We start from the raw sequence: 22,896 nt of genomic DNA on the forward strand, positions 1-22,896 counted from the left end.
ATGAGTGTCGGGGTGGCGGTGATCGGGTCGGGCAACATCGGCACCGATCTGATGATCAAGGTGCTCCGGCTGGGCGGCGGTGTCGAGGGGGCGCCGCAGTCCCGGGGCAGCCTGCGGATGGTCGCCATGGCCGGCATCGACCCGGACTCGGACGGCCTGGCACGGGCCCGCCGGCTGGGTGTCGCCACCACCGCCGAGGGGGTGGACGGTCTGGTCGCGCTGCCCGAGTTCGCCGAGGTGGAGCTGGTCTTCGACGCCACCTCGGCCGGGGCGCACCGGCACAACGACGCGGTGCTGCGCGCGCACGGCCGTACCGTGGTCGACCTGACCCCGGCCGCCATCGGCCCGTACGTGGTGCCCCCGGTCAACCTGGACGAGCACCTGCACGAGCGCAACGTCAACATGGTGACCTGCGGTGGGCAGGCGACCGTGCCGATCGTCGCCGCCGTTGGCCGGGTCACCCCGGTGGCGTACGGCGAGATCGTCGCCTCGATCGCCTCGAAGTCGGCGGGGCCGGGCACCCGGGCCAACATCGACGAGTTCACCGAGACCACCGCCCGGGCGATCGAGGTGGTCGGCGGCGCGGAGCGCGGCAAGGCGATCATCGTGCTCAACCCGGCCGACCCGCCGCTGCTGATGCGCGACACCGTCTACTGCCTCTGCCCGGACGCCGACGCCGACCGGGCCGCCGTCGCCGCCTCGGTGGCGGACATGGTGGCGACCGTGCAGGAGTACGTGCCCGGCTACCGGCTCAAGCAGGACGTGCAGTTCGACCGGGTCGACACGTACGTGCCGTCGCTGGGGCGCCACCTCACCGGGCTCCAGGTCTCGGTGTTCCTGGAGGTCTCCGGGGCCGGGCACTACCTGCCCCCGTACGCCGGGAACCTGGACATCATGACCTCCGCCGCGCTGCGTACCGCGCAGCGGCTGGTGGCCCTGCGCGCCGAGGTGACGACCCGATGACCGACCTCTACATCCAGGACGTGACGCTGCGCGACGGCATGCACGCCATCGCCCACCGGTACACCGTCGACCAGGTCCGGACCATCGCCGCCGCGCTGGACGCGGCCGGGGTGGCGGCGATCGAGGTGGCGCACGGCGACGGTCTCGCCGGCTCCAGCGTCAACTACGGCCACGGCGCGGCGAGCGACGCGGACTGGATCGCCGCCGCCGCCGAGGTGATGACGAACGCGAAGCTGACCACCCTGCTGCTGCCCGGCATCGGCACCATCGCCGACCTGAAGGCGGCGAAGGCGCTCGGGGTGACCAGCGTCCGGATCGCCACCCACTGCACCGAGGCCGACATCTCCGCGCAGCACATCTCGTGGGCCCGGGAGAACGGCATGGACGTCTCCGGGTTCCTGATGATGTCGCACATGAACGACGCGGCGGGACTGGCCGCGCAGGCCAAGCTGATGGAGTCGTACGGCGCGCACTGCGTCTACGTCACCGACTCCGGGGGGCGGCTGCTGATGTCGGACGTGGCGCAGCGGGTGGACGCGTACCGGCAGGTGCTCCAGCCGGGGACGCAGATCGGCATCCACGCCCACCACAACCTGTCGCTCGGGGTGGCCAACAGTGTCGTCGCCGTCGAGCACGGCCGGATCGCCGGTGACGGGCCGCCCGGTCCGGACGCGCCGCACGGCCGTACCGTCCGGGTGGACGCGTCGCTGGCCGGGCAGGGCGCCGGGGCCGGCAACGCGCCGCTGGAGGTCTTCGTCGCGGTCGCCGAGCTGCACGGCTGGAAGCACGGCTGCGACGTCTTCGCGCTGATGGACGCCGCCGACGACGTGGTCCGCCCGTTGCAGGACCGGCCGGTCCAGGTGGACCGGGAGACCCTCTCCCTCGGGTACGCCGGCGTCTACTCCAGCTTCCTGCGGCACGCCGAGCGGGCGTCGGCGAAGTACGGGGTGGACGTCCGCTCGATCCTGGTCGAGCTGGGCCGCCGTCGGATGGTCGGCGGCCAGGAGGACATGATCGTGGACGTGGCGCTCGACCTCGCCGGTCGGCGCGAGGAGGAGGCTGGCGTGAGCGGGAAGACCGAGCCGGGTGGAGTCTCACGGGCGGAGGCGGCCCGGTGATCGGGCCGGACATCGCGGGCATCGCCGAGAAGCTGGGCGCGGCGGCCGACACCGCCACCGCGGTGCCGCAGCTCGCCGCCGAGACGGGCCTCGACGTCGACGCCGCGTACGCGGTGCAGACGGCGCTGATCCAGCGCCGCGTCGACCGGGGCGAACGGGTGGTCGGGCTCAAGATGGGGTTGACCAGCCGGGCGAAGATGGCGCAGGTCGGCGTGGACGAGGTGATCTGGGGTCGGCTCACCGACGTGATGCGGGTGCCCGACGGCGGCTCGGTCGACGTTGCCGGCTTCATCCACCCCCGGGTCGAGCCGGAGGTGGCGTTCCTGCTGGACCGCCTCCCCGACCCGGGTGAGCCGGTCGGCGCGTTCACCGACGCGGTCCGCGCGGTCGCCCCGGCGATCGAGCTGATCGACTCCCGGTTCGCCGGCTTCACCTTCTCGCTGCCGGACGTCGTGGCCGACAACACCTCGGCCGCCGCCTTCGTGGTGGGGCCGTGGTCGCCGGTGCCGGACGGGCTGGACAACCTCGGGGTGCTGCTGGAGGTCGACGGGCGGATCGCGCAGACCGGGTCCACCGCGGCGATCCTCGGCGACCCCCGCCGGGCCCTCGACGAGGGCATCCGGCTCGCCGGGCGGCACGGGGTGCGGCTGCGGCAGGGCTGGGTCTTCCTGGCCGGCGCCGCCACCGCCGCCGTGCCGCTGCGTCCGGGCGCACACGTCCGTGCCGTGGTCGAGAAGCTCGGCACCGCGTCACTGCGGGCGTCGTCGTGAGCGCCGTCGTGGCGTCCACGGCCGGTGGCCGCCGTGGTTGACGGCGCCCGCGTCGTCGCCGGCAAGGCTGTGCCGCGCGGGTCGTTCCCGCACGTCAAGGTCGCGGGCGGGTTCGTCTTCGTCTCGGGTACGTCGTCCCGCCGGCCGGACAACACCTTCGCCGGGGTACGGGTGGACGAGTTCGGGACCACGGACCTCGACATCCGCGAGCAGACCCGGGCCGTCATCGGCAACGTGCGGGACCTGCTCCGGTCGGTGGGCGCGGACCTCGCCGACCTCGTCCAGGTGACCTCCTACCTGGTCAACATGAACGACTTCGGTGGGTACAACGAGGTGTGGGCGGAGTTCTTCGACGCCACCGGGCCGACCCGGACGACCGTGGCGGTGCACCAGCTTCCGCACCCGCACCTGCTGATCGAGATCCAGGCCGTGGCCCTTCTTCCGTCAGGAGGTCAGTCGTGAGTGAGATCGCGGAGCCGTTCAGCTTTCCCGGGTGGATCGCGGAGAACCAGCACCTGCTCAAGCCGCCGGTGGGCAACCGGGAGATGTTCCCGGGCTCGGACGACTTCATCGTGATGGTGGTCGGCGGGCCGAACCAGCGCACCGACTTCCACGTCGACCCGTACGAGGAGTTCTTCTACCAGGTCAAGGGCAACATGCACATCAACCTGATGACGCCGGAGGGGCCGCGTACGGTGCATGTGCGCGAGGGGCAGATGTGGATGCTGCCGCGCAACACGCCGCACTCGCCGCAGCGGCCGGAGGCTGGCTCGATCGGCGTGGTGGTCGAGCGGGTCCGCGAGGAGGGCACGCTGGAGAAGTTCCAGTGGTACTGCCCGGAGTGCGGGCACCAGGTGCACGAGGTGGAACTCCAGGTCCGCGACATCGCTGCCGACCTACCTCCGGTGTTCCAGGCGTTCTACGCCGACGAGCAGGCCCGCACCTGCGACAACTGCGGCGCGTTGCACCCGGGGAAGGGCTGATGAGCGGACCGGTGGTGGACGTGCACACGCACGTCGTACCGAAGGGGTGGCCGGACCTCACCGCGGCGTGCGGTGGGGCCGGCTGGCCCTGGTTGCGGGTCGACTCGGAGCGCGCCGCCATGATCATGGTGGGGGAGTCGGAGTTCCGGCCGGTCGGCGCGCAGTGCTGGGACGCCGACACCCGGCTGGCCGACATGGCCGCCGACGGCGTCGACGTGCAGGTGGTCTCGCCCACCCCGGTCTTCTTCGGCTACGACCGCCCCGCCGACCAGGCGGTCAAGGTGGCCCGGATCTTCAACGACCTCACCCTGGAGGTCACCGGGGCGGGCGGCGGGCGGCTGGTGCCGTTCTGCCAGGTGCCGTTGCAGGACCCGGACGCGGCCTGCGCCGAGCTGGACCGCTGCCTGGCGGCGGGCCACGCGGGCGTGGAGATCGGCAACCACGTCGGCGACCGCGACCTGGACGACGCCGGGATCGTGCAGTTCCTGACCCACTGCGCCGAGGTGGGCGCGCCGGTCTTCGTGCACCCGTGGGACATGCCCGGTGGGCCACGGCTGGACCGGTGGATGGCCCGTTGGCTCACCGGCATGCCCGCCGAGACCCACCTGTCGGTGCTGGCGATGATCCTCGGCGGCGTCTTCGACCGGGTGCCGGACACGCTGCGGATCTGCTTCGCGCACGGCGGCGGCAGCTTCCCGTTCTGGGTGGGGCGGGCGGACAACGCCTGGCACCGCCGCGGTGACCTGGTACGCGGTGTCTCCGCCGCGCCGCCCAGCTCCTATCTGGACCGGTTCTGCGTGGACTCGGTGGTCTTCGAGCCGGCCGCGTTGCGGCTGCTGGTCGACACGATGGGCGTCGACCGGGTGCTGCTCGGCAGCGACTATCCGTATCCGCTGGGGGAGCGGCCGGTGGGCCGGGTGGTGCACCGGGCGGACTTCCTCACCGACGCCGAGCGCGACAAACTGCTCGGCGGCAACGCCCTGCGCTTCCTCGGCACAGACCGGCCGTCCGCCGTCCGCGGGCTGCTCGCCACCGAGACCCGGTCGTCCTGACCGTTCGCGGTCGGCGGCAGCCCGCGCACGGGCGGGGGCGGGTTCGGGTCAGGAGTGCGGGCAGGTGTCCCGGTGCTCCTGGATCGCCGTGCCCCTGGGCGCGGGGCAGAGGAACTGTTCGTAGCGGGTGTCGTCGTCGACGAACCGCTTGAGCCAGGAGATGCTGTACTTCGCCACCGTCACGTTCGCCGACGTGGGCGCCGAGTGGCTGGCCGCGTTCAGTTCCAGGTACGCCTTGTCGAGCGTGGCGGGCAGGCTGGTGTAGAAGGGCTCCGAGTGCGAGGAGACCGGGGCGACCGAGTCGTTCTCGGCCCCGACGACCAGCGTCGGGACCCGTACCGACGACCAGTTCTTCACGGTGTGCCAGCCGGTCAGTGGGATCGCCGCCTGCAGGGTCGGCCGGGTGTTCGCCGCGGACAGGCTGCCCCCGCCGCCCATGGAGTGCCCCATCACGGCGAGCCGGTTCCGGTCGATGCGGGTGCGGACGGAGCTGGCGGTGGTCAGGTGGTCCAGGGCGGCCAGCAGTTGGGCGCCCCGGCTGGCCGGCTGGTCGTAGCGGGACAGCGTGTCGATGGTGATGACGAGCCCTGCGAGGCCAGCCGGGGGCCGAGCCACGCGACGCTCGACTGCGTCGCGGTGAAGCCGGGTGAGATCGCCACCGCGCCGAAGGTCCCCTCGGCGGTGCTGGTGGGGTAGTAGACGGTGCCGCCGCGGAAGCCGCTGACGCTGGAGGCGGCGATCGTCGTCTGGGCGGTGGCGAACGGGCCCCGGGTCGCCTCGATGCTGGCCACGGTGGGGTTGGGGCCGCGCTGGTACGGGTTGACCGTGGCCGGGCCGACGTCGGGTGCGGCGGTGCCGGCGGCCGGTGCGGCGGTGAGCCCGGCGCCGACCAGGGCGAGGGCCAGCAGCGGCCGGAGGGCGTGGCGGATCCGTCGGCGGTCCGGCCGGGACCGGACCTCGGAAGCGTCGAAGGCGGGGACGGGTTGCACGTTGTCTGCTCCCTGCGGGGTTGAGCGGCGGGTGGTCCGTCGTCGGGACCACCGGATCGATATCGATCGGCGCTGATCGGTAGGGTCATCGTCCGCGCCCGCGCCCGGCGACCGACAATCCCGGCCGGGTCATGTCAGGGAGGTATGAGGCGTGCCACCGGCGCGACGTGCCACCGCCGGTCGTGTCGTACGGCCAACCGGGCGTCGAGACGGCAGGATGACGGGATGGCCGAGCCGCACGACCTCACCGCGCTGGAGCAGGCCGCCGCCGTCGCGCGGGGCGAGCTCTCCAGCGTGGAACTGGTCACGCACCACCTGGCCCGGGTGGCCGCCCTCGGGGACACCGTCGGCGCGTTCGTCACGGTCACGCCCGAGCGGGCGCTCGCCGCAGCCCGCGCCGCCGACGCGGTGCCGCCCGCGCGGCGCGGGCCACTGCACGGCGTACCGACCGGGGTCAAGGACCTGACCCTCACCGCCGGGGTGCGCACCACCTTCGGCTCGGCCGCCTTCACCGACTTCGTCCCGCCGCTGGACGCCGACGTGGTCCGGCTGATGGCCACCGCCGGGCTGGTCAGCCTCGGCAAGACCACCACCTCCGAGCTGGGCTGCTCGCTCTACTCCGAAGGGCTGGTCGCGCCGCCCGCCCGCAACCCGTGGGACCTGGCCTGCACCGCCGGCGGATCCAGCGGCGGCGCGGCGGCCGCGGTGGCCACCGGGCTGGTCCCGGTCGCCCAGGGCTCGGACGGTGGCGGGTCGCTGCGCATCCCCGCCTCCCTCTGCGGTCTGGTCGGCTACAAGCCCAGCCGCGGCCTGGTCTCCGGCGGGCCGGTCGGCTTCGGCGCGTTCGGCCTGCCCACCAACGGCCCGATCGGGCGTACGGTCGCCGACGTCGCGGCGCTGCTGGACGTCATGGCGGAGCCGGTGCCCGGCGAGCCGTACCTGCCGCCACCCCGGCCGGACGGCGGCTACCTGGCCGCCGCCCGCCGGGCCACGCCCGGGCGACTGCGGGTCGGGCGGTTCACCGCGCCGATCCTCGCCGACGAGCCGGTCCACCCCGACTGCCTGGCCGCCGTCGACCGGGCCGCCGACCTGCTCACCGCCGCCGGCCACGAGGTGGTCGAGGTGGCCCCGCCGCTCGGCCCCGCGGTCTGGCCGCTCTTCGAGACCCTCTGGTACGTGCTGGCGCTCGCCCCGGTGCCGCCCGAGCGGGAGGCCCGGCTGCTGCCGTTGACCCGTCACCTGCGTGCCCGGGGCGCGGAGGTCGGCGCCGGCGCGCTGATGGCCACCCTCGGTGAGGTCCAGGCCCAGGTACGCCTCGGCGCCCGCCGTTCCGCCGGCTGCGACCTGCTGCTGTGCCCCACCCTGGCCGCGCCGCAGGCCCCGGTCGGCTGGTTCACCGCCGACGGCGACCCGGCCGCCGATTTCGACCGGCAACGACGGTTCTCGCCGTTCTGCGCCGTCTTCAACGTCACGGGCCAGCCGTCCGTTTCGCTGCCGATCGGGCGGACCGCGACGGACCTGCCCGTCGGGGTGCTGTTGACCGGTCGCTACGGCGACGACGCCCGGTTGATCGCCACTGCCGCGCAACTGGAACACTGCAGTGACGGATGGGATCGGCACCCCGCAATCTGGCGGGGCGTCGACTCCGCTAACGTGAATGGCAGCGGAGTCGGGGGGTCGACGCCATGATCGTCCTTCCGAACCGGATGCTCTGGTCTCTCTTTCCGCCTGGGGGCGTTGGGATTGTCTGTCACTGAGACTGCGCTGATCTTCGCCGGCATCCCCGCGGCGGTGGTGCTGGTGATCGCCGGGCTGGTCTTCGCCGGCAACCGCAGCGGCGGCGGTGGCGCCAAGCGCTACCGGCCGGGCCGCCGCTTCGACTTCACGCCGGTCTGGTTCCTCGGCCGTCCGGAGCAGCTGGCCGACTCGGCCGGCACCGCTCTGGCCGCAGGCGCGCAGGCGCCGGCGCTGACCAGCCACAAGCTTGAGAAGGCCGGCGTCGAGGCGCCGGCCGGTGGAACCGGAGGCGCAAGTGACCGTTGGTGAGAAGCGGGCCGAGGCCGGGACGGGGACCCCGCCCGAGGTGCTGGACGGGCCGTTCTCGACCCGTCAGCTGCTCCGCATCGACGAGGCGCTGCGCCTGGCCGACCAGGGCACCGGCCTGGTCTTCTCGGTGTACGTGGGTGGCCTCGACGAGCCGATCCGGGAGCACGCCGAGCGGCTGCACCGCCAGCTCGCCGAGCCGGACAAGTCCGTGCTGGTCGCCGTGTCACCCAACCAGCGCCAGCTGGAGATCGTCACCGGCCGGCACGCCCGCAAGCGCATCCCCGACACGTACGCCAAGCTCGCCGCGCTGTCCATGGTGGCGGCGTTCGGCGGCGGCGACCTGGCCGGCGGCATCATCCAGGGCCTCGACCAGCTCGCCAGCCACGCCGGCAGGGGCTGAGCCGGTCATATACGACGAAGCCCGGTCCGCGCGCCATGCGCGGGCCGGGCTTTTCCGTGTCCCGGTCAGCGGGGCCGGACGCTCGGGTCGAGCCGCATCGACCACGGCTCGTCGATCTGTACCGGATAGTCCGGCCCGATCGCGCCGACGAGGTGGTAGTGGACCACCCGGACGCCGATTTCGTGGTGTTCCGGCCCGGCGGGTGGGGTCACGTGCAGGCTCCCGTCGATGATCTCGTAGCGGTTACCGTCCTCCGGAAGACCGGACAGGTCCTGTTCCTCCCACGGTCGCTCGGGTGGGCGCCACTCGTAGGTCGGTCGTGCCATCACGTCCACCTCCTCAGCCACGTCAACGGCCGGGGCCGGCGTGGACCTGCGCCCACACCGGCCCCGGCCGCGTGCTTCCGATCAGGCGCTGCGGGCGTCCCGCGCACGGGCCCTGAGCGCGCGGACCACGCCGTCGCGGCCCTCGGCGACCAGCCGGCGCAGCGACGCCGGGTGCCCCTCCTGCGCGAGCCACGCGTCGGTGGCCGCCACCGTCTCCTCCTCGACCAGGTGGGCGGGGTAGGCGAGCTGCACGAACTCCTGCGCCGGCTCGCTGTCGCGCTGCGCCCAGACCTGCGCCACCGTGGCGAAGTACCGCTCCCGGTACGGTGCGGTGAGCTCCACCTGCGCCGCGTGGGTGAAGCCCTGCAGCAGCGCCCGGTTACGCCAGTTCGGCAGCGCTTCCGGCCCGGTCAGCTGCGCCCACACCGCCGCCTTGTTCTCCGGGGTCGGCACCAGCGCGTGCGTGTACGCGGCCTCCCGCTCGCCGCTGGCCGTCCGGTCGCCGGCCAGCTCGGCCTCGACCTCGCCCGCGCCGGCCGCCCCGTTGGCCACCAGCGCCTCGAGGAGCGTCCAGCGCAGTTCGGTGTCGATGGTCAGCCCGGCCGGCACGTCGCTGCCGTTCAGCCAGCCACGCAGCGTCGCCAGGTCCTCCGCCGACCGGGCCGCCGACGCGTACGCGCGTGCCCAGGCGAGCTGGAAGCCGCTGCCCGGCTCGGCGGCCGCCAGCGTCGCCCGCGCGGTGCGGGCCAGCTCCGCCCAGCCGGTCGGTGCCCACGCCGGGTCGGCGTAGTAGGTGAGGGTGGTGCGCGCCTGCCGCAGGGTGGCGGTGACCAGGTTGATGTCGGTCTCCGCGGGCAGACCGGCCAGCACCAGCGCGACGTAGTCACGGGCGGAGAGTTCCGCGTCCCGGACCATGTCCCAGGCGGCCGTCCAGCACAGTGCCCGGGCCAGCGACGACTCGAAGCCGCCGATGTGCTGCACCACCGTCGACATCGACCGCTCGTCGAGCCGCAGCTTCGTGTACGTCAGGTCGTCGTCGTTGAGCAGCAGCACGTCGGCGGCGGGCCGGCCGTGCAGGACGGAGAGTTCGGTCCGGTCGCCGGTGACGTCCACCTCGACCCGCTCCCGGCGGACCAGCCGCCCGTCGGTCAGGTCGTAGAGGCCCACGCCGATCCGGTGGGTACGCAGCGTCGGGTGTCCGGCCGGCGCCTCCTGGCGGACCAGCACCCGCTCGTACGTGCCGTCCGCGCCGACGGTCACCTCGGGGCGCAGCGTGTTGACCTGCGCGGTCTCCAGCCACTGCGCGGCGAACTTGCGCAGCTCGCGGCCGGAGGCGGTCTCCAGTTCGGAGAGCAGGTCGTCGAAGGTGGCGTTGCCCCAGGCGTGCTTGCCGAAGTACGCGCGCAGGCCGGCCAGGAACGGCTCCTCGCCGACGTACGCCACGAGCTGTTTGAGCACGCTGGCGCCCTTGGCGTACGTGATGCCGTCGAAGTTGACCTCGACCGCCTCCAGGTCCGGCATCTCGCAGTAGACCGGGTGGGTGGAGGAGAGCTGGTCCTGCCGGTAGCCCCAGTTCTTGCGGATCGACAGGAACGTCGTCCACGCCTCGGAGAACCGGGTGGCGTGGGTGTTGCACCAGTGGCTGGCCCACTCGGCGAACGACTCGTTGAGCCACAGGTCGTTCCACCAGCGCATGGTGACCAGGTCACCGAACCACATGTGCGCCAGCTCGTGCAGGATCGTGTTGGCCCGCTGCTCGTACTCGAAGTCGGTGACCTGGGAGCGGAACAGGTAGTGCGACTCGGCGTGGGTGACGCAGCCGAAGTTCTCCATCGCGCCGGCGTTGAAGTCCGGTACCCAGAGCTGGTCGTACTTGGGCAGCGGGTAGCGCACCCCGAACTGCTCGTGGAAGAAGTCGAAGCCCTGCTTGGTGATCAGGAACAGGTCGTCGGAGTCCAGGTGCGGCGCCATCGAGGCCCGGCAGAAGACGCCCAGGTCGATGCCGTCGTGGCTGTCGCGCACCTCGTGGTACGGCCCGGCGCAGAGCGCGGTGATGTAGGTGCTCATCCGCGCCGACTCCACGAAGTGCACGGTCTTGAGCGCCTCACCGGCCGGCTCTTCGCGCTCCACAGGCATGTTGGACACCACCCGCCAGTGCTCCGGGACGGTGGCGTGCCAGGTGTAGACGCTCTTCAGGTCGGGCTGGTCGAAGCAGGCGAAGACCTTCTGCGCGTCGGCCGTCTCGAACTGGCTGTAGAGGTACGTCTCCCCGTCGACCGGGTCCACCGTGCGGTGCAGGCCCTGCCCGCTGTTGGAGTACGCGAAGTCCGCGTCCACGACGAGGGTGTTCTCGGCGGACAGCCCGGTGAGGGTCAGCCCCTTCTCGGCCGACCAGCCGGACAGGTCGACGGGCGTGCCGTTCAACGTCGCCGACCGTACCGACTCGGCGGCGGCCTCGATGAAGGTGCTGGCGCCCGGCTCGGTGCAGCGGAACCGGATCTCGGTCACCGACCGGAAGGTGTGGCCCTCGGCCTGCACCGCGGTCGACAGGTCCAGGCTGATGTCGTACCCGGTCACGTCGAGCAGGCGGGCCCGCTCGGTGGCCTCGACCTGGGTCAGGTTGCGCACTCCCGGCACTGTTCGTCTCCATCCCACTCTCGCCGCCTCACGGCCGCGCCAGCCCGCCGGCCGCTCGTGGTGGCCGGCCCGAGCCGAGTCTTCCATGCACCGACGCCCCTCGGTGGTCGAGGTCACGCTCTCATTCGTTGAACGGTCGATGCCTGTCGGGGTGAGGATCGGAACTACGGGCGCCGGTGCCGTCGGCGCTCTCGTCGTGAAGGGACCTCACCGTGACCGAGCGTGCCACTGTCGACATGTGGTTCGACCCGCTGTGCCCGTGGGCGTGGATCACCTCCCGTTGGCTGCTGGAGGTGGAGAAGGTCCGGGACGTGGAGATCCGCTTCCACGTGATGAGCCTGTCGGTGCTCAACGAGGGCCGGGACCTGCCCGAGGAGTACGTGGACCTGATGCGTCAGGGCTGGGGGCCGGTGCGGGTCTGCATCGCGGTGGAGCAGGCGCACGGCGGCGCGACGCTGGCGAAGCTCTACACCGCCATGGGCACCCGGATCCACCTGGGCAAGGAGCCCCTCGGCCGGGAGATGGTCGTCGGGGCGCTCACCGACGTCGGGCTGGACGCCTCGTTCGCCGACGCCGCCGACTCGGGCGAGTACGACGAGGCGCTGCGGGCCAGCCACGAGGCGGGCATGCGGCCGGTCGGCACCGACGTCGGCACCCCGGTCGTGCACGCCCCGGGCCCGGACGGCGGCACGGTGGCCTTCTTCGGCCCGGTGGTCACCCCGGCCCCGAAGGGCGAGGCCGCCGGCCGGCTCTTCGACGGTGTGCTGCTGGTCGCCGGCACCCCCGGCTTCTACGAGCTGAAGCGCTCCCGCGAGCTGGGCCCGCTCTTCGACTGACCGAGCGTCACCCGGCCGCTGCGGGGTCGTTTCACCCGGTGTCCCCGCAGCGGCCCGCCGCGGCCGCACCCGGCCGACCCGGAGGCTCACACCCGATGGCCAAGCATCGCCGTCCGCCCGCCGACGACCCGCCGACCGGTGAGGAGGTGGTCGGTGACGCCGCGTACTGGTCGGTCGACGACTGCCGCTGGCCCGTGGTCCGGCCGCACCTGCCCGACGACATGGTCGACCTGCTCGCCCCACCGATCGTGGTCGGCGTCGCCCGTGTGCCGATCACCTCCCGGGCCACCCCGCCCGGCACCGGCCCGGCCCGGCTGCCGCGCCCCGTCGGCCCGGCCCGCCGGCCCGCGTCCGACCTCTCCGGCCGGCACCGGCGGGCCAAGGGCCAGGCCGAGCAGGGGTGACCGGTTCATCTGGTGGACCCGGCGCGGGGTCCGCGTCGTACCAGCGGCCGACGCCGGTAGCGTCATCTCCCATGACGGTCGTGCATCCGATCGCCCGGGCCTGGATCACCACTGGCGGCACCGGCGCGCAGAACTACGACGAGTTCGCCGACGACGCGGAGATCACCGCGATCATCGAGGCGAACCCGCACAGTGCCCTCGGCATCGAGATGCCCCACCGGGCGCCGGAGAGCCTCGGGAAGTCCTTCCTCGACGCGCTTCCGGACGCGGTGGCCCGGCTCGCCGAGGCGAAGGCCGACGGCAGCTACACGCCGGCCGAGCAGGCCGTGGTCCTCTACCGGATCAGTGCGCCGGGGGAGGAGCCGGCGTACGGCCTCTTCGCCATGGTCGACACCGACCAGATCTCCACCAGCGCCGACGAGCCCGGACTGGTCATCCGCAACGAGGACGTCTTCATCGCCAAGGTCCGGGAGCGGGTGGCGCTCGCCGAGACGCTCGGGCACCTGCTCTCGCCCGTGCTCCTGCTCCAGACCGGGCGGGGCGACGAACTGCACGCCGCCCTCGCGGCGGCGACCGAGTCGGCCGGCGTGCCGGCCGCGACCGACACCGACCAGGCCGGGCGGACGCACGCCATCTGGCTGCTCGGCCCCGGCCCGGAGCAGGACGCGCTGGCCGCCCTGGCCGGCGGCGGCGAGCTGGTGGTCGCCGACGGCAACCACCGCAGCCTGGCCGCGCAGACCGGTGGCCTGCCGCGCTTCCTCGCCGTGGTCACCACCCCGGCGTCGGTCGCCATCCAGCCCTACAACCGGCTGGTCAGCGAGCTGACCACCACGCCGGGCGAACTGCTCGACCGGCTCCGCGCCGCGGGCGCGGAGATCACCGAGATCGTCGATCCGGTCGAGGTTCCGGCGGCCGGTGGCACCGTCCACCTCCGCCTCGCCGGCCAGGGGTACGCGGTCCGGCTGCCGCACGACGGCACCGCCGGCCGGCTGGAGAACCTCGACCACGCCCTGGTCGAGCGGCTGCTGCTGCGCGAGGCGCTCGGCCTCGACCCCGGCGACAAGCGGATCACCTACGTCGGCGGCGACTACCCGGCGAGCTGGCTCACCGGTGAGGTCGACGCCGGCCGGGCCGAGCTGGCGATCCTCGTCGCCCCGGTGACGGTGGACGACTTCGTCGCGGTGAACCTGGCCCGCGAGAAGATGCCGCGCAAGAGCACCTGGTTCACCCCGAAGGCGCGCGGCGGCCTGGTCGTCGCCGAGCTGTCCCGCGCCGCCGTGTGACGAATCCGCCCCGGCACGCCGCCCGCTCGGCGTGCCGGGAGGCGGCCTGACAGACTGCGCGGTATGCGCGTCTACCTGGGATCCGACCACGCCGGTTTCGAGTTGAAGGTGCACCTGGCCAACCATCTGGCCAAGCAGGGGTACGAGGTGGTCGACGTCGGCCCGCACGCCTTCGACCCGGACGACGACTACCCGGCCTTCTGCCTGCACACCGGCCAGCGGGTGGTCGACGACCCGGGCAGCCTCGGGGTGGTCATCGGCGGCTCCGGCAACGGCGAGCAGATCGCCGCCAACAAGGTCGTCGGCGTCCGCGCCGCACTGGCCTGGAACATCGACACCGCCCAGCTCGGCCGGGAGCACAACGACGCCAACGTGGTGGCCGTCGGCGCCCGCCAGCACACCCTGGACGAGGCGACCGCCATCGTCGAGGCGTTCCTCACCACGCCGTTCTCCGGCAACGAGCGGCACTCCCGCCGGATCGACCAGGTCGCCGCGTACGAGCGCACCCGCGAGCTTCCCGAACTGCCCTGACCCCACCGACCCGGCCGGTCCCGCCCGGGGCCGGTCGGGTCACCGACCGGAACGGGGCAGCTCCTCCCGGGGCACCCAGTTCCGCCGGATGATCACCAGTCGGGCCTCGGCGTCAGCCAGGTCCTCTTCGCTCGGCCGGGCGGCGTCCCGGGCCCGTATCGCCGCGCGGACACCCACCTGGGACGACCCGGAGCCGACCAGGCCCCGCAGCCCCCGCTCACCCTCGTCGCCACCCGTCCCGCCCCGGCGGGCCCGGGGGGCGGACGTCTGTTCGTGCACCTCGGCCGTGGCCGCGGTCGGGCCGTCGCTCTCCCCGGTCGCGCCGTCGGGCTGGTGCCGCAGCCGGCGTCGCCGGCGCTCCACATCCGCCATCTGCCGACCGTACCGCCCCGGGAGCGCACGGGCACCGGGGTCGGCGCGGCTCAGAAGATCTCCATCGGCGCCGGGGCACGATGCCAGCCGAAAGCCGGGCCGGTGGCGGCGAGCGTGCCGGGACGCAGCTCCCGCACCCGGCCCGCGGCGGCCAGCGCGGTCAATCCGGCCCCGCCGAGGTAGAGCTCGCCGAGGCAGCGCACGTCACAGGCCAGCTCCGCCGGGTCGTCCGTGCGGGCGCACGTCGCCCCCTGCGGGCCGCCGGTGAGCCGCCACCGGCCGGTGTTCTCCGGCAGCAGGGGGTCGGTCACCTCGACCACCACGTCCACCGCGGTGGCGTACCGGCGGGCGGCCAGCGCGGCGGGGACGTCCACCACCCGCACCCAGAGCGCGTCCATCAGCTGTGGCCCGAGCTGGCGTGGCTCGTTGACCAGGCGCAGCAGCGGATCGTCCACGGGGGCGCGGAAGTAGGTGAGCCGCCGGGTCAGGTCGACCGAGAGCAGCGTCCGCCAGATCGCCAGGTACGCGTCCGGGCCGGCGGCCACCACCTCGTCGACCTGGACCAGCCCGGTCGGTCCGGTGCGTTGCCACTCCGGCCTGCTGCGCCAGAGCGCGTACCCGTCCAGCCCGTTCGGTCCGTCGTGCAGCAGGGCCCGGCGTGCGGTCGCGCCGCCCCGCTCACCGGACGGGTCGTTGAGCACGTACCGCCACCAGCGCTCGTCCCGGTCCGACCAGCCGGGGCGGTCGACGCGCAGCCGGTCGTACAGCCGGGCCAGTTCGGGCTGCACCGCGGCCGGCGCGGCCTGGCGGAGCGTGCCCGCGGCGGGCGCCGGCTCCGGCAGCCGCAGTTCGGTGGTGGCCGGGCAGTCCAGGGTGAGGCGCTGTGCGGCCAGCCCGTAGCCGAACCGGGGGTAGATGCGCCCCTCGCTGGCCCAGAGCACGGCGACCGGTTCCCGGCCGGCGTCGTGGATCTCCCGCAGCTGCCGGTGCATCAGCGTGCGGAGCAGGCCGCGGCGGCGGTGCGTGGTCGCCACCGCCACCATCGTCACGTGCGCGGCCGGCACGGTCGCCCCCGGCACGCTGAGCGTGCGGGTGAACGCGGCGGCGTGCGCCACGGCGGTCGGCCCGTCGCGGACCAGCAGCGCCCGTTCGGGTTCGAAGATCGCGCGTTCGGCCTCGTGGGTCTCCGGGTCGATCGGATGGTGGAAGGCGTCGGCGATCAGCTGGGCGATGTCGTCGAACTCGTCGGGCCCGGGTACCACCACGGTGGGTGCGGTATCGGTCACCGAACCTGTCTATCCGATCATCGCGCGGGGCGGCGACCCCTTTGCCGGCTGGCTACCCTCGTAGGCGGAGGCCGGTACCCGGTCAGGGGGAGGACGACGAGATGGCAGACCAGACACACCCGTGGGCCGAGCGGACCGTCGAGGTGCCGCCGCAGCCCGGTGTGGGGGTGCCGCCGCAGCGGGACGCGTTCCGCCGGGGCATCGCCTCGGTCGGGCAGCGCCGGACGCCCCGCACCGAGCAGTTCCCGGTGGTGGGTCACGACGACCACGCCTGGTCCGGGTCCGAGACGTCCCGCCGGCCGATGAGCTGGTACGTCGCCCAGTGGCGTCGGGGCCGGGAGTGGAGCTTCGCCGGGGCGCTCTTCGCGTTCGTCTGCTGGGGGATCTGGGCCATCTCCGGCCGGGGCAACCTGGGCGCGCCGCTGCTGACCTTCGTGTTGAGCCTGCTCGTCGCGGTCGGTCTGTTCTTCCTCGCCCGGCTGGTCGGGCGGGTGATCTGGGAGCGGCAGCTCGGGCGGATCCGGCGCAGCGCGCGTGGCGCGCACCTGGTGACGGCAGTCTTCCTGGTCGGCGTCGGGGTCGCCTACCTGCAGCAGACCGCGTGGGTCGTCTCCGTCTGGAACTTCCTCACCGGCGGCTGACCGGCTGCGGTGCGGCGGTACGGCGGGCGGGTCGGCGTGTGCCGGCCCGCCCGCGCGTCCGGTCGCGGGGTGCCGCGACGCCGGTCGCTCTCCTCCAGGGCCGCGGTTGTCTTACCCCGCCGGAGCAGGTTCATCCGTGCCCGGGCCGGTCGACCCGCCGTCCCGGCGACAGTCGTATGATCACAACAATATGTTGAAGCTCATCGATATCTGGTTCTAGGCTCCCGCCAACGAACCGGCGTTCCCACGAGGTGCGCCGCCGAAGGTTGGAGGCCCAGTGAACCGTTGGCGCAGACTCATCGGCCGGATGGCCGCCGCGATGGTGGCGGTGACCGCCGGATCCCTGGTGCTGGCCGCCCCGGCCACCGCCGCGCCCACCAGCGACGTCACCCCGTACGTCGTCGGTGGCACCCGGGCCGCGCAGGGCGAGTTCCCGTTCATGGTCCGGCTCTCGATGGGGTGCGGCGGGGCCCTCTACAGCCCCCGCCTGGTGCTCACCGCCGCCCACTGCGTGGGCCGTACCGGGACGAACACCAGCATCACCGCGACCCTCGGCGTGGTCGACCTCCAGTCGAGCAGCCGCATCCAGGTCCGGTCCAACTACGTCTACCGGGCCCCCGGCTACAACGGCAGCGGCAAGGACTGGGCGCTCATCCGGCTCGCCACTCCGGTCACCAGCCTGTCCACCCTGCGCATCGCCACCACCACCGCGTACGACAGCGGCACCTTCACCGTCGCCGGCTGGGGTGCGGCCCGCGAGGGCGGCCCGCAGCAGCGGTACCTGCTCAAGGCCAACGTGCCCTTCGTCAGCGACGCGAGCTGCGCGGCCTCCTACGGCGGCGACCTCATCCCGGCCGAGGAGATCTGCGCCGGCTACGCCGGCGGCGGGACCGACACCTGCCAGGGTGACTCCGGTGGCCCCATGTTCCGCCGGGACGCCAACAACGCGTGGATCCAGGTCGGCATCGTCAGCTGGGGCTACGGCTGCGCCCGTCCCAACTACCCGGGCGTCTACACCCAGGTGAGCACGTTCGCCCCGCAGATCGCCTCGGCCGCCGCCAGCCTCGGCGGCTGAGCCCGCCCGCCCCCGCCGGTTGAGCCCGTCCCGCCGGGCCGCCTGCCCGGCCGGGGCACGGGGGAGCACGGACCGGTGCGCCACGACGGCCACTCCCGTCGCCGGCGCACCGGTCCCTGCCCGGGTGCGGGTGGAAACGACGCGCCGGCCGCCGCTCGGCGACGCCAGCGGCCCTTCCGGCGCAGCGGGACCGACCGGCCCTCGTGCCCGTCCCCGGAGGCGTCGAGCATGTCGCCATGGGCGCGTATCGAGAGGCGTACGAGCGGAGCATCGCCGACCCGGAGGGCTTCTGGCGGGACGCGGCGGCGGACATCGACTGGCACCGGCCGCCGCAGCGGATCCTCGACGACAGCGCGGCGCCGCTGTACCGGTGGTTCCCCGACGCGGAGCTGAACACCTGCCACAACGCGTTGGACCGGCACGTGGCCGCCGGCCGGGGCGACCAGCCGGCGCTCATCCACGACAGCCCGGTCACCGGCACGGTGACCACGTACACCTACGCCGAACTGCGCGACGCCACGGCCCGGTTCGCCGGAGCACTGCGCCGGCTCGGCGTGCAGCGCGGCGACCGGGTCCTGCTCTACCTGGCGATGGTGCCGGAGGCGGTGGTCGCGATGCTGGCCTGCGCCCGCATCGGCGCGGTCCACTCGGTGGTCTTCGGCGGCTTCGCCGCCCACGAACTGGCGGTACGCCTCGACGACGCCCGCCCGAAGGTGGTCGTCGCCACCTCCTGCGGCATCGAGGTGGACCGGATCGTGCCGTACCACCCGATCCTCGCCGCCGCGCTCCAGGAGGCGGAGCACGCCCCCGCGCACTGCGTGATCGTGCAGCGCCCGCAGCATCCCGCCCCGCTCACCCCGGGCCGGGACCTGACCTGGGACGAGGCGCTGGACGGCGCGGAACCCGTCGACTGCGTGCCGGTCGCCGCGACGGACCCGCTCTACGTCCTCTACACCTCCGGCACCACGGGCAGGCCGAAGGGCGTGGTCCGGGACAACGGCGGGCACGCGGTGGCGCTGCGCTGGTCGATGAAGAACGTGTACGGCATCGGGCCGGGCGACGTGTTCTGGGCCGCCTCCGACGTCGGCTGGGTGGTCGGCCACTCGTACATCGTCTACGGGCCGCTGCTCACCGGTGCCACCACCGTGCTCTACGAGGGCAAGCCGGTCGGCACCCCGGACGCCGGGGCGTTCTGGCGGGTGGCGGCCGAGCACCGGGTCGCCGCGCTGTTCACCGCGCCCACCGCGATCCGGGCGATCCGCCGCCAGGACCCGGCCGGCGACCTGATCGGCCGGTACGACCTGTCGAGCCTGCGCACCCTCTTCCTCGCCGGTGAACGGCTCGACCCGGACACCTGGGAATGGGCGTCGCAGCGGCTCGGCGTGCCGGTGGTGGACAACTGGTGGCAGACCGAGACCGGCTGGCCGGTCGCGGCGAACCTGCGCGGGCTGGAGCCGATGCCGCTGAAGCCGGGCTCGCCCTCGGTGCCGGTGCCCGGGTACGACGTCCGGGTGGTGGACGGCCGGGGCGCGCAGGTGCCCGCCGGCACGGACGGCTCGATCGTGATCCGGCTGCCGTTGCCCCCGGGCTGCCTGCCCACTCTCTGGGGCGACGACGACCGGTACGTCCGCTCCTACCTGAACGCCTTCCCCGGCTGCTACCTCACCGGCGACGGCGGCCGATTCGACACCGACGGCTACCTGTACGTGATGGGCCGCACCGACGACGTGATCAACGTGGCCGGGCACCGGCTCTCCACCGGGGCGATGGAGGAGGTTCTGGCCGGGCACCCGGCGGTGGCCGAGTGCGCGGTGATCGGCGTCGCCGACCAGCTCAAGGGTCAGGTGCCCAGCGGGTACGTGGTGCTCAAGGCGGGCGTCGACGTCGACCCGGACACCCTCGCCGCCGAACTGGTGGCGCTGGTCCGGCAGCGGATCGGGCCGGTGGCCGCGTTCCGCCGGGTGACCGTGGTGCCGGCGTTGCCGAAGACCCGCTCCGGCAAGATTCTCCGCCGGACCATGCGGGGCCTGGTGGAGGGGCGGGACGAACCGGTGCCGGCCACCATCGACGACGCCTCGACGCTGGCGGTCTTCCGCGACCTCGGCGACGCCGGGTGACGTGCCGCCGGCCGCCCCGCGCAACCTGGGTCAGTCCACGAACCGGTACAGCACGAAGTCCTTCTCCGCGCCGCAGGCGATCACCTCGGCGTTCCACGAGCAGGACTCGCTGCGGACGGCCTTCAGTTCGCCCAGCTCGGTCAGCGCCCCGGCCGCCGAAACCCCGGCCACGCTGCGGTCGTCCTCGACGCTGCTCGGCGCGTCGGCGAAGACCAGCAGATTCCCGGCGTCCACCCGGCCCGCCACGCCGTCCCGGTCACGCAGCACCGCCTTGCCGTCGGCGTCGAAGAGGGTGAAGCTGCGCGGGTAGGTCCGCTCGGCCAGCAGGTGCTCGCCGAACGGGACGAGCCCGGTGGCCTTCGGCGCGGCCCAGCGCCGGATGCCCTCGCCCTCGGTGGCCACCACCACCTCGGTCCGCTCCGCCTCGCCGGCCTGCTCCTCCAGCAGGCAGGCCCGGTGCTCGCCGCAGGCGACCAGCGCCTTCACCCGGCGCCGGTCGTCGGGAGCGGTGTAGAGCACCGACGGCTCGCCGAGGCTGCCGAGGTCGTAGGAGAGCAGCCGGGCGTCCTCGGTGACGTACAGCCGGTCGTCGCGGGCCGCCACCGGGTCGTCGACGTCGGCGACGTTCGGCCGGCGGCGCAGCACCTTCCCGCTGTCCATGTCGATCACCCGGACCGAGCGGTCCGTGCCCACCTGCACGAGCCGGTCGGCGCCACCGAGCCAGGGCGCCCGGGGCGAGCCGTCGACATCGGCGGAACCGCCCAGCGCCTCCTCGGTGCCGACCGGCACGACGCGGGTACGGGCGCCGTAGTCGTTGCGCGGGTTGTCCTGGTGCCACCGCTGCGAGCCGTCGCTCAGCCGCAGCCCGACCAGCCGGTCACCGGTCCGGTCCAGCCACACCACCGTGTCCCGGCCGAGGAACAGCTCGTCGTCGCCCCGGACGCTGTGCCGCCAGCGCTGCTCGCCGGAGCCGGCGTCGAGCACCACCAGGTCGCGCGGGGTGCTGTCGCCGCCGGCGTCGGCGAGCAGCGCGACCGCACCCGGCAGGGCCCGGATGCCGTCCCACCGGTCCGCACCGGTGCGGGTGGACACCCGCCAGCGCTCCCGGCCGGTGCCGGTGTCGACCGACACCACCTCCAGCCGGTCGTCGTCGCGCTGGTGGGCCAGGTAGGCGCGGTCGTCGAGCACCGCGGTGAACATCGCCGTCGACCGCTCCGCCCCCGCCGCCGGCCGGGCCACCTCGCTCAGGGTGCGGAACTCCAGCGCCGGGTAGCGGTCCCGGATCACCCAGAGCACCGTCGCGGCCACCACACCGGCCAGCGCGAGGCCCGCGCCGGCCGCGATCCACAGACCCCGCCGGCCACGTCGGGCCGGGCCCGCCACGAGGGAGACCGGGGATCCGGATCCGGGTACGCCCGGACCGCCCTGACCGGGTACGCCCGGCGCGCGGTGCCCGGGTGACGCCGGCGACGCCGGGGCGGGCGGGTGCCCGCCGAGCACGTTCCCGGCGGGCGGTGCGGCCCCGGCGGGCGGCCCCGGCGGGGTGTGTCCCGCGGACGGGGCGGCCAGGGTGTGGCCGGGCACGGAAGCCAAGGTGCCGTGCGGGCCGGCGGCGGGCGCGGCCTCGGGTCGGGTGCCGTGTGGGCCGGGGGCGGGTTCGGGCCGGGTGCCGTGCGGGCCGACGGCCGGCGGCACCACGGGCGGCGGTGGAATCGCGCCCGCCGGGCGGGTGGCCGGCCGGGGCAGCGGCAGGTCGGTCAGCGCCCCCTCGGCGACCGGGAGTTCGGGCTGTTCCAGCACGGTCGGCGCGACGCCCAGCTCGGCGTGCAGCATCCGCGCCACCAGTGGCACCCGGGACGATCCACCGACCAGGAAGAGCCCGGCGAGCTGCCCGGGGGTCAGCCCTGCCGCGGCCACGACGTCCCGGGTCGCGGCGACCGCCCGGGCCAGCAGGGGAGTGGCGAGCCGTTCCAGGTCCTCCCGGGTCAGCCGGACCGCCGCCTCCACCCCCGGTACGGCCACCGGCGCGACCTCGGCCCGGGAGAGCATTTCCTTCGCGCCGCGTACGTTGTCCCAGAGCTGCTGCCGGTCCCGCCGGTCGGTGGTGGTCCCCGGGTCGGTCAGCCGCGCCCACCGCTCGGGGTGGGCGGGGGCGACCAGCTCGCCGAGCCGCTGCACCAGGGCGGCGTCGAGGTCGAGCCCACCGAGGTCGGGCACCCCGCCGTCGGCGACGACGGTGAAGCCGGAGTCGCCCCACGGGTCGGCGCCCTCGTTGCGGACCACCGCGACGTCGAGGGTCCCGCCGCCGAAGTCGAACACCGCGACCGCCCCGCCGACCGGCACCGGCCGGCGCAGCACCTGGGTGTAGTAGCGGGCGGCGGCCACCGGCTCGCGCAGCAGGCGGGTGCCGGGCGCGATCGGCCCGGACATGGTGTGCTCGGCCGCCGAGGGCCAGCCGGCCAGCGCCAGCGCCTCGTGCAGCACCTGCCGGCGCGACGCCGTCCAGGCCGCCGGGTAGGTGACCACCGCCGGCGGCAGGAAACCGGTCGCCGCCACCGCCGACTCGGCCACCACGTGCAGTGTCGCTGCCAGCAGCTCCGCCGGGGGGTACGTCCGGCCGCCCAGCAGGACGGTCTCGTCGTCCACCCGGCGTTTCGGGTTCGGCTCGTAGCCGGCCGGGTCGGCCTGTGCCAGCCGCTGCGCGTCCCTGCCGACGTGCAGCCGGCCGTCGGTGTCGGCGTACACCCCGGAGGGGAGGATCGGGTGCCCGTCCACCAGCAGCGGCCGGGTCCGACCGTCCGGCCAGCGCAGCACCGCCACCGTGTTGGAGGTGCCGAGGTCGACGCCGAGGGCGAACCCGTCCTGCTGGCCTGCCACCGGTCGATACCTCCACGCCGACGAGGGATGCCGCAGCGCATCGTACGCAGCCCGCGCCCGCCGTCCGGGCCGGCCGGCTCGCCCTCGCCGGACGGTGACCACACCGGTACGGACGGCGGTGGGGTCGGATCCGCGACGACGGCTTCCGCGCGGTCGCGGACCAGGACGCCACGGTCGAGTTGCCCGTCGA

General features: G+C 74.1%; 21 protein-coding genes and 1 pseudogene. 16 read left to right on the top strand and 6 right to left on the bottom strand.

The genetic code is table 11. The annotated features are described in order from the left end of the window. From GA0070560_RS22790 to GA0070560_RS22815, 6 genes are read left to right on the top strand one after another with little or no spacing between them, the layout of a single operon-like run. Complete coding sequence (locus tag GA0070560_RS22790) at window positions 1-963, top strand: acetaldehyde dehydrogenase (acetylating) (RefSeq protein ID WP_091301260.1); 963 nt, start codon at window positions 1-3, stop codon at window positions 961-963. Beyond that, the gene (gene dmpG, locus GA0070560_RS22795) at window positions 960-2,081 is read left to right on the top strand and encodes a 4-hydroxy-2-oxovalerate aldolase (RefSeq protein WP_245675661.1); all 1,122 of its coding nucleotides are present in this window, start codon (window positions 960-962) and stop codon (window positions 2,079-2,081) included. Before GA0070560_RS22790 ends, dmpG begins: the two co-directional genes overlap by 4 nt. Beyond that, entirely contained in the window at window positions 2,078-2,851 is a 774-nt protein-coding gene (locus tag GA0070560_RS22800) for a 2-keto-4-pentenoate hydratase (protein ID WP_091301262.1), read from the top strand. Before dmpG ends, GA0070560_RS22800 begins: the two co-directional genes overlap by 4 nt. Before the next feature lie 33 nt (window positions 2,852-2,884). Then, entirely contained in the window at window positions 2,885-3,313 is a 429-nt protein-coding gene (locus tag GA0070560_RS22805) for a RidA family protein (protein ID WP_091301332.1), read from the top strand. Beyond that, entirely contained in the window at window positions 3,310-3,834 is a 525-nt protein-coding gene (locus GA0070560_RS22810; protein WP_091301264.1) for a 3-hydroxyanthranilate 3,4-dioxygenase, read from the top strand. The genes GA0070560_RS22805 and GA0070560_RS22810 overlap by 4 nt, the downstream gene beginning before the upstream one ends. Further along, complete coding sequence (locus GA0070560_RS22815) at window positions 3,834-4,886, top strand: amidohydrolase family protein (RefSeq protein ID WP_091301265.1); 1,053 nt, start codon at window positions 3,834-3,836, stop codon at window positions 4,884-4,886. The genes GA0070560_RS22810 and GA0070560_RS22815 overlap by 1 nt, the downstream gene beginning before the upstream one ends. A 48-nt stretch (window positions 4,887-4,934) precedes the next feature. On the opposite strand, the pseudogene GA0070560_RS22820 reads toward GA0070560_RS22815, so the two are convergent. Next, window positions 4,935-5,815 (bottom strand): annotated as a pseudogene (locus tag GA0070560_RS22820) (poly(ethylene terephthalate) hydrolase family protein). A 285-nt stretch (window positions 5,816-6,100) separates the two neighbouring features. Here GA0070560_RS22820 and GA0070560_RS22825 point away from each other — a divergent pair. The 3 genes from GA0070560_RS22825 to GA0070560_RS22835 are packed head-to-tail and all read left to right on the top strand — an operon-like array spanning window position 6,101 to window position 8,321. Next, window positions 6,101-7,564 carry an amidase gene (locus GA0070560_RS22825; RefSeq protein WP_091301267.1) on the top strand — a complete coding sequence of 488 codons (1,464 nt, stop codon included), beginning with the start codon at window positions 6,101-6,103 and terminating at the stop codon, window positions 7,562-7,564. Between the two features lie 54 nt (window positions 7,565-7,618). Continuing rightward, window positions 7,619-7,921: an aa3-type cytochrome oxidase subunit CtaJ gene (gene ctaJ, locus GA0070560_RS22830; protein WP_091301269.1), complete on the top strand. Its 303-nt coding sequence runs from the start codon at window positions 7,619-7,621 to the stop codon at window positions 7,919-7,921. Further along, window positions 7,908-8,321, top strand: coding sequence for a DUF5130 family protein (locus GA0070560_RS22835; RefSeq protein WP_091301271.1), 414 nt, complete (start codon window positions 7,908-7,910; stop codon window positions 8,319-8,321). The genes ctaJ and GA0070560_RS22835 overlap by 14 nt, the downstream gene beginning before the upstream one ends. A 65-nt stretch (window positions 8,322-8,386) precedes the next feature. On the opposite strand, the gene GA0070560_RS22840 is transcribed toward GA0070560_RS22835, so the two are convergent. Then, window positions 8,387-8,647 (bottom strand): hypothetical protein, encoded by a 261-nt coding sequence (locus GA0070560_RS22840; protein WP_091301334.1) that lies wholly within the window; start codon window positions 8,645-8,647, stop codon window positions 8,387-8,389. Window positions 8,648-8,728: 81 nt separating this feature from the next. Beyond that, window positions 8,729-11,275 carry an aminopeptidase N gene (gene pepN, locus GA0070560_RS22845; protein WP_091301273.1) on the bottom strand — a complete coding sequence of 849 codons (2,547 nt, stop codon included), beginning with the start codon at window positions 11,273-11,275 and terminating at the stop codon, window positions 8,729-8,731. A 245-nt stretch (window positions 11,276-11,520) separates the two neighbouring features. Between pepN and GA0070560_RS22850 the strand changes: the two genes are divergently transcribed. The 4 genes from GA0070560_RS22850 (at window position 11,521) to GA0070560_RS22865 (ending at window position 14,338) form a co-directional block, all read left to right on the top strand. Beyond that, window positions 11,521-12,120, top strand: a complete 600-nt coding sequence (locus GA0070560_RS22850; RefSeq protein ID WP_425412698.1) for a mycothiol-dependent nitroreductase Rv2466c family protein — start codon at window positions 11,521-11,523, stop codon at window positions 12,118-12,120. A gap of 95 nt (window positions 12,121-12,215) precedes the next feature. Beyond that, on the top strand, window positions 12,216-12,524 hold the full coding sequence (locus tag GA0070560_RS22855) for a hypothetical protein (RefSeq protein ID WP_091301276.1): 309 nt from the start codon (window positions 12,216-12,218) through the stop codon (window positions 12,522-12,524). A 71-nt stretch (window positions 12,525-12,595) separates the two neighbouring features. Continuing rightward, a complete protein-coding gene (locus GA0070560_RS22860; protein ID WP_091301278.1) occupies window positions 12,596-13,807 on the top strand; it encodes a DUF1015 family protein in 1,212 nt (403 codons plus the stop codon). 63 nt (window positions 13,808-13,870) lie between these two features. Continuing rightward, window positions 13,871-14,338, top strand: a complete 468-nt coding sequence (locus tag GA0070560_RS22865) for a ribose-5-phosphate isomerase (RefSeq protein ID WP_091301280.1) — start codon at window positions 13,871-13,873, stop codon at window positions 14,336-14,338. Window positions 14,339-14,377: 39 nt separating this feature from the next. On the opposite strand, the gene GA0070560_RS22870 is transcribed toward GA0070560_RS22865, so the two are convergent. Both GA0070560_RS22870 and GA0070560_RS22875 read right to left on the bottom strand, forming a co-directional pair. Beyond that, window positions 14,378-14,710: a hypothetical protein gene (locus GA0070560_RS22870; protein WP_091301282.1), complete on the bottom strand. Its 333-nt coding sequence runs from the start codon at window positions 14,708-14,710 to the stop codon at window positions 14,378-14,380. 50 nt (window positions 14,711-14,760) lie between these two features. Next, window positions 14,761-15,996: a GNAT family N-acetyltransferase gene (locus tag GA0070560_RS22875; RefSeq protein ID WP_245675662.1), complete on the bottom strand. Its 1,236-nt coding sequence runs from the start codon at window positions 15,994-15,996 to the stop codon at window positions 14,761-14,763. 101 nt (window positions 15,997-16,097) lie between these two features. On the opposite strand from GA0070560_RS22875, the gene GA0070560_RS22880 reads away from it, so the two are divergent. The 3 genes from GA0070560_RS22880 (at window position 16,098) to GA0070560_RS22890 (ending at window position 19,829) form a co-directional block, all read left to right on the top strand. Continuing rightward, entirely contained in the window at window positions 16,098-16,637 is a 540-nt protein-coding gene (locus GA0070560_RS22880) for a hypothetical protein (protein ID WP_091301283.1), read from the top strand. A gap of 277 nt (window positions 16,638-16,914) precedes the next feature. Next, window positions 16,915-17,712, top strand: a complete 798-nt coding sequence (locus tag GA0070560_RS22885; protein ID WP_091301286.1) for a S1 family peptidase — start codon at window positions 16,915-16,917, stop codon at window positions 17,710-17,712. A 236-nt stretch (window positions 17,713-17,948) separates the two neighbouring features. After that, a complete protein-coding gene (locus GA0070560_RS22890; protein WP_091301287.1) occupies window positions 17,949-19,829 on the top strand; it encodes a propionyl-CoA synthetase in 1,881 nt (626 codons plus the stop codon). A 30-nt stretch (window positions 19,830-19,859) separates the two neighbouring features. On the opposite strand, the gene GA0070560_RS22895 is transcribed toward GA0070560_RS22890, so the two are convergent. After that, a complete protein-coding gene (locus GA0070560_RS22895; protein ID WP_091301290.1) occupies window positions 19,860-22,706 on the bottom strand; it encodes an Hsp70 family protein in 2,847 nt (948 codons plus the stop codon). Window positions 22,707-22,896 lie beyond the last annotated feature (190 nt).

Source organism: Micromonospora halophytica, from assembly GCF_900090245.1.
GTDB lineage: Bacteria > Actinomycetota > Actinomycetes > Mycobacteriales > Micromonosporaceae > Micromonospora > Micromonospora halophytica.

Bases quoted from the DNA above. Each gene is read 5' to 3' on its own strand.
- GA0070560_RS22865 (WP_091301280.1), top strand. From the start codon at position 13,871: ATGCGCGTCTACCTGGGATCCGACCACGCCGGTTTCGAGTTGAAGGTG.
- GA0070560_RS22790 (WP_091301260.1), top strand. From the start codon at position 1: ATGAGTGTCGGGGTGGCGGTGATCGGGTCGGGCAACATCGGCACCGAT.
- GA0070560_RS22860 (WP_091301278.1), top strand. From the start codon at position 12,596: ATGACGGTCGTGCATCCGATCGCCCGGGCCTGGATCACCACTGGCGGC.
- GA0070560_RS22880 (WP_091301283.1), top strand. From the start codon at position 16,098: ATGGCAGACCAGACACACCCGTGGGCCGAGCGGACCGTCGAGGTGCCG.
- GA0070560_RS22870 (WP_091301282.1), bottom strand. From the start codon at position 14,710: ATGGCGGATGTGGAGCGCCGGCGACGCCGGCTGCGGCACCAGCCCGAC.
- GA0070560_RS22840 (WP_091301334.1), bottom strand. From the start codon at position 8,647: ATGGCACGACCGACCTACGAGTGGCGCCCACCCGAGCGACCGTGGGAG.
- GA0070560_RS22815 (WP_091301265.1), top strand. From the start codon at position 3,834: ATGAGCGGACCGGTGGTGGACGTGCACACGCACGTCGTACCGAAGGGG.
- GA0070560_RS22850 (WP_425412698.1), top strand. From the start codon at position 11,521: ATGTGGTTCGACCCGCTGTGCCCGTGGGCGTGGATCACCTCCCGTTGG.
- GA0070560_RS22890 (WP_091301287.1), top strand. From the start codon at position 17,949: ATGGGCGCGTATCGAGAGGCGTACGAGCGGAGCATCGCCGACCCGGAG.
- GA0070560_RS22855 (WP_091301276.1), top strand. From the start codon at position 12,216: ATGGCCAAGCATCGCCGTCCGCCCGCCGACGACCCGCCGACCGGTGAG.
- GA0070560_RS22825 (WP_091301267.1), top strand. From the start codon at position 6,101: ATGGCCGAGCCGCACGACCTCACCGCGCTGGAGCAGGCCGCCGCCGTC.
- dmpG (WP_245675661.1), top strand. From the start codon at position 960: ATGACCGACCTCTACATCCAGGACGTGACGCTGCGCGACGGCATGCAC.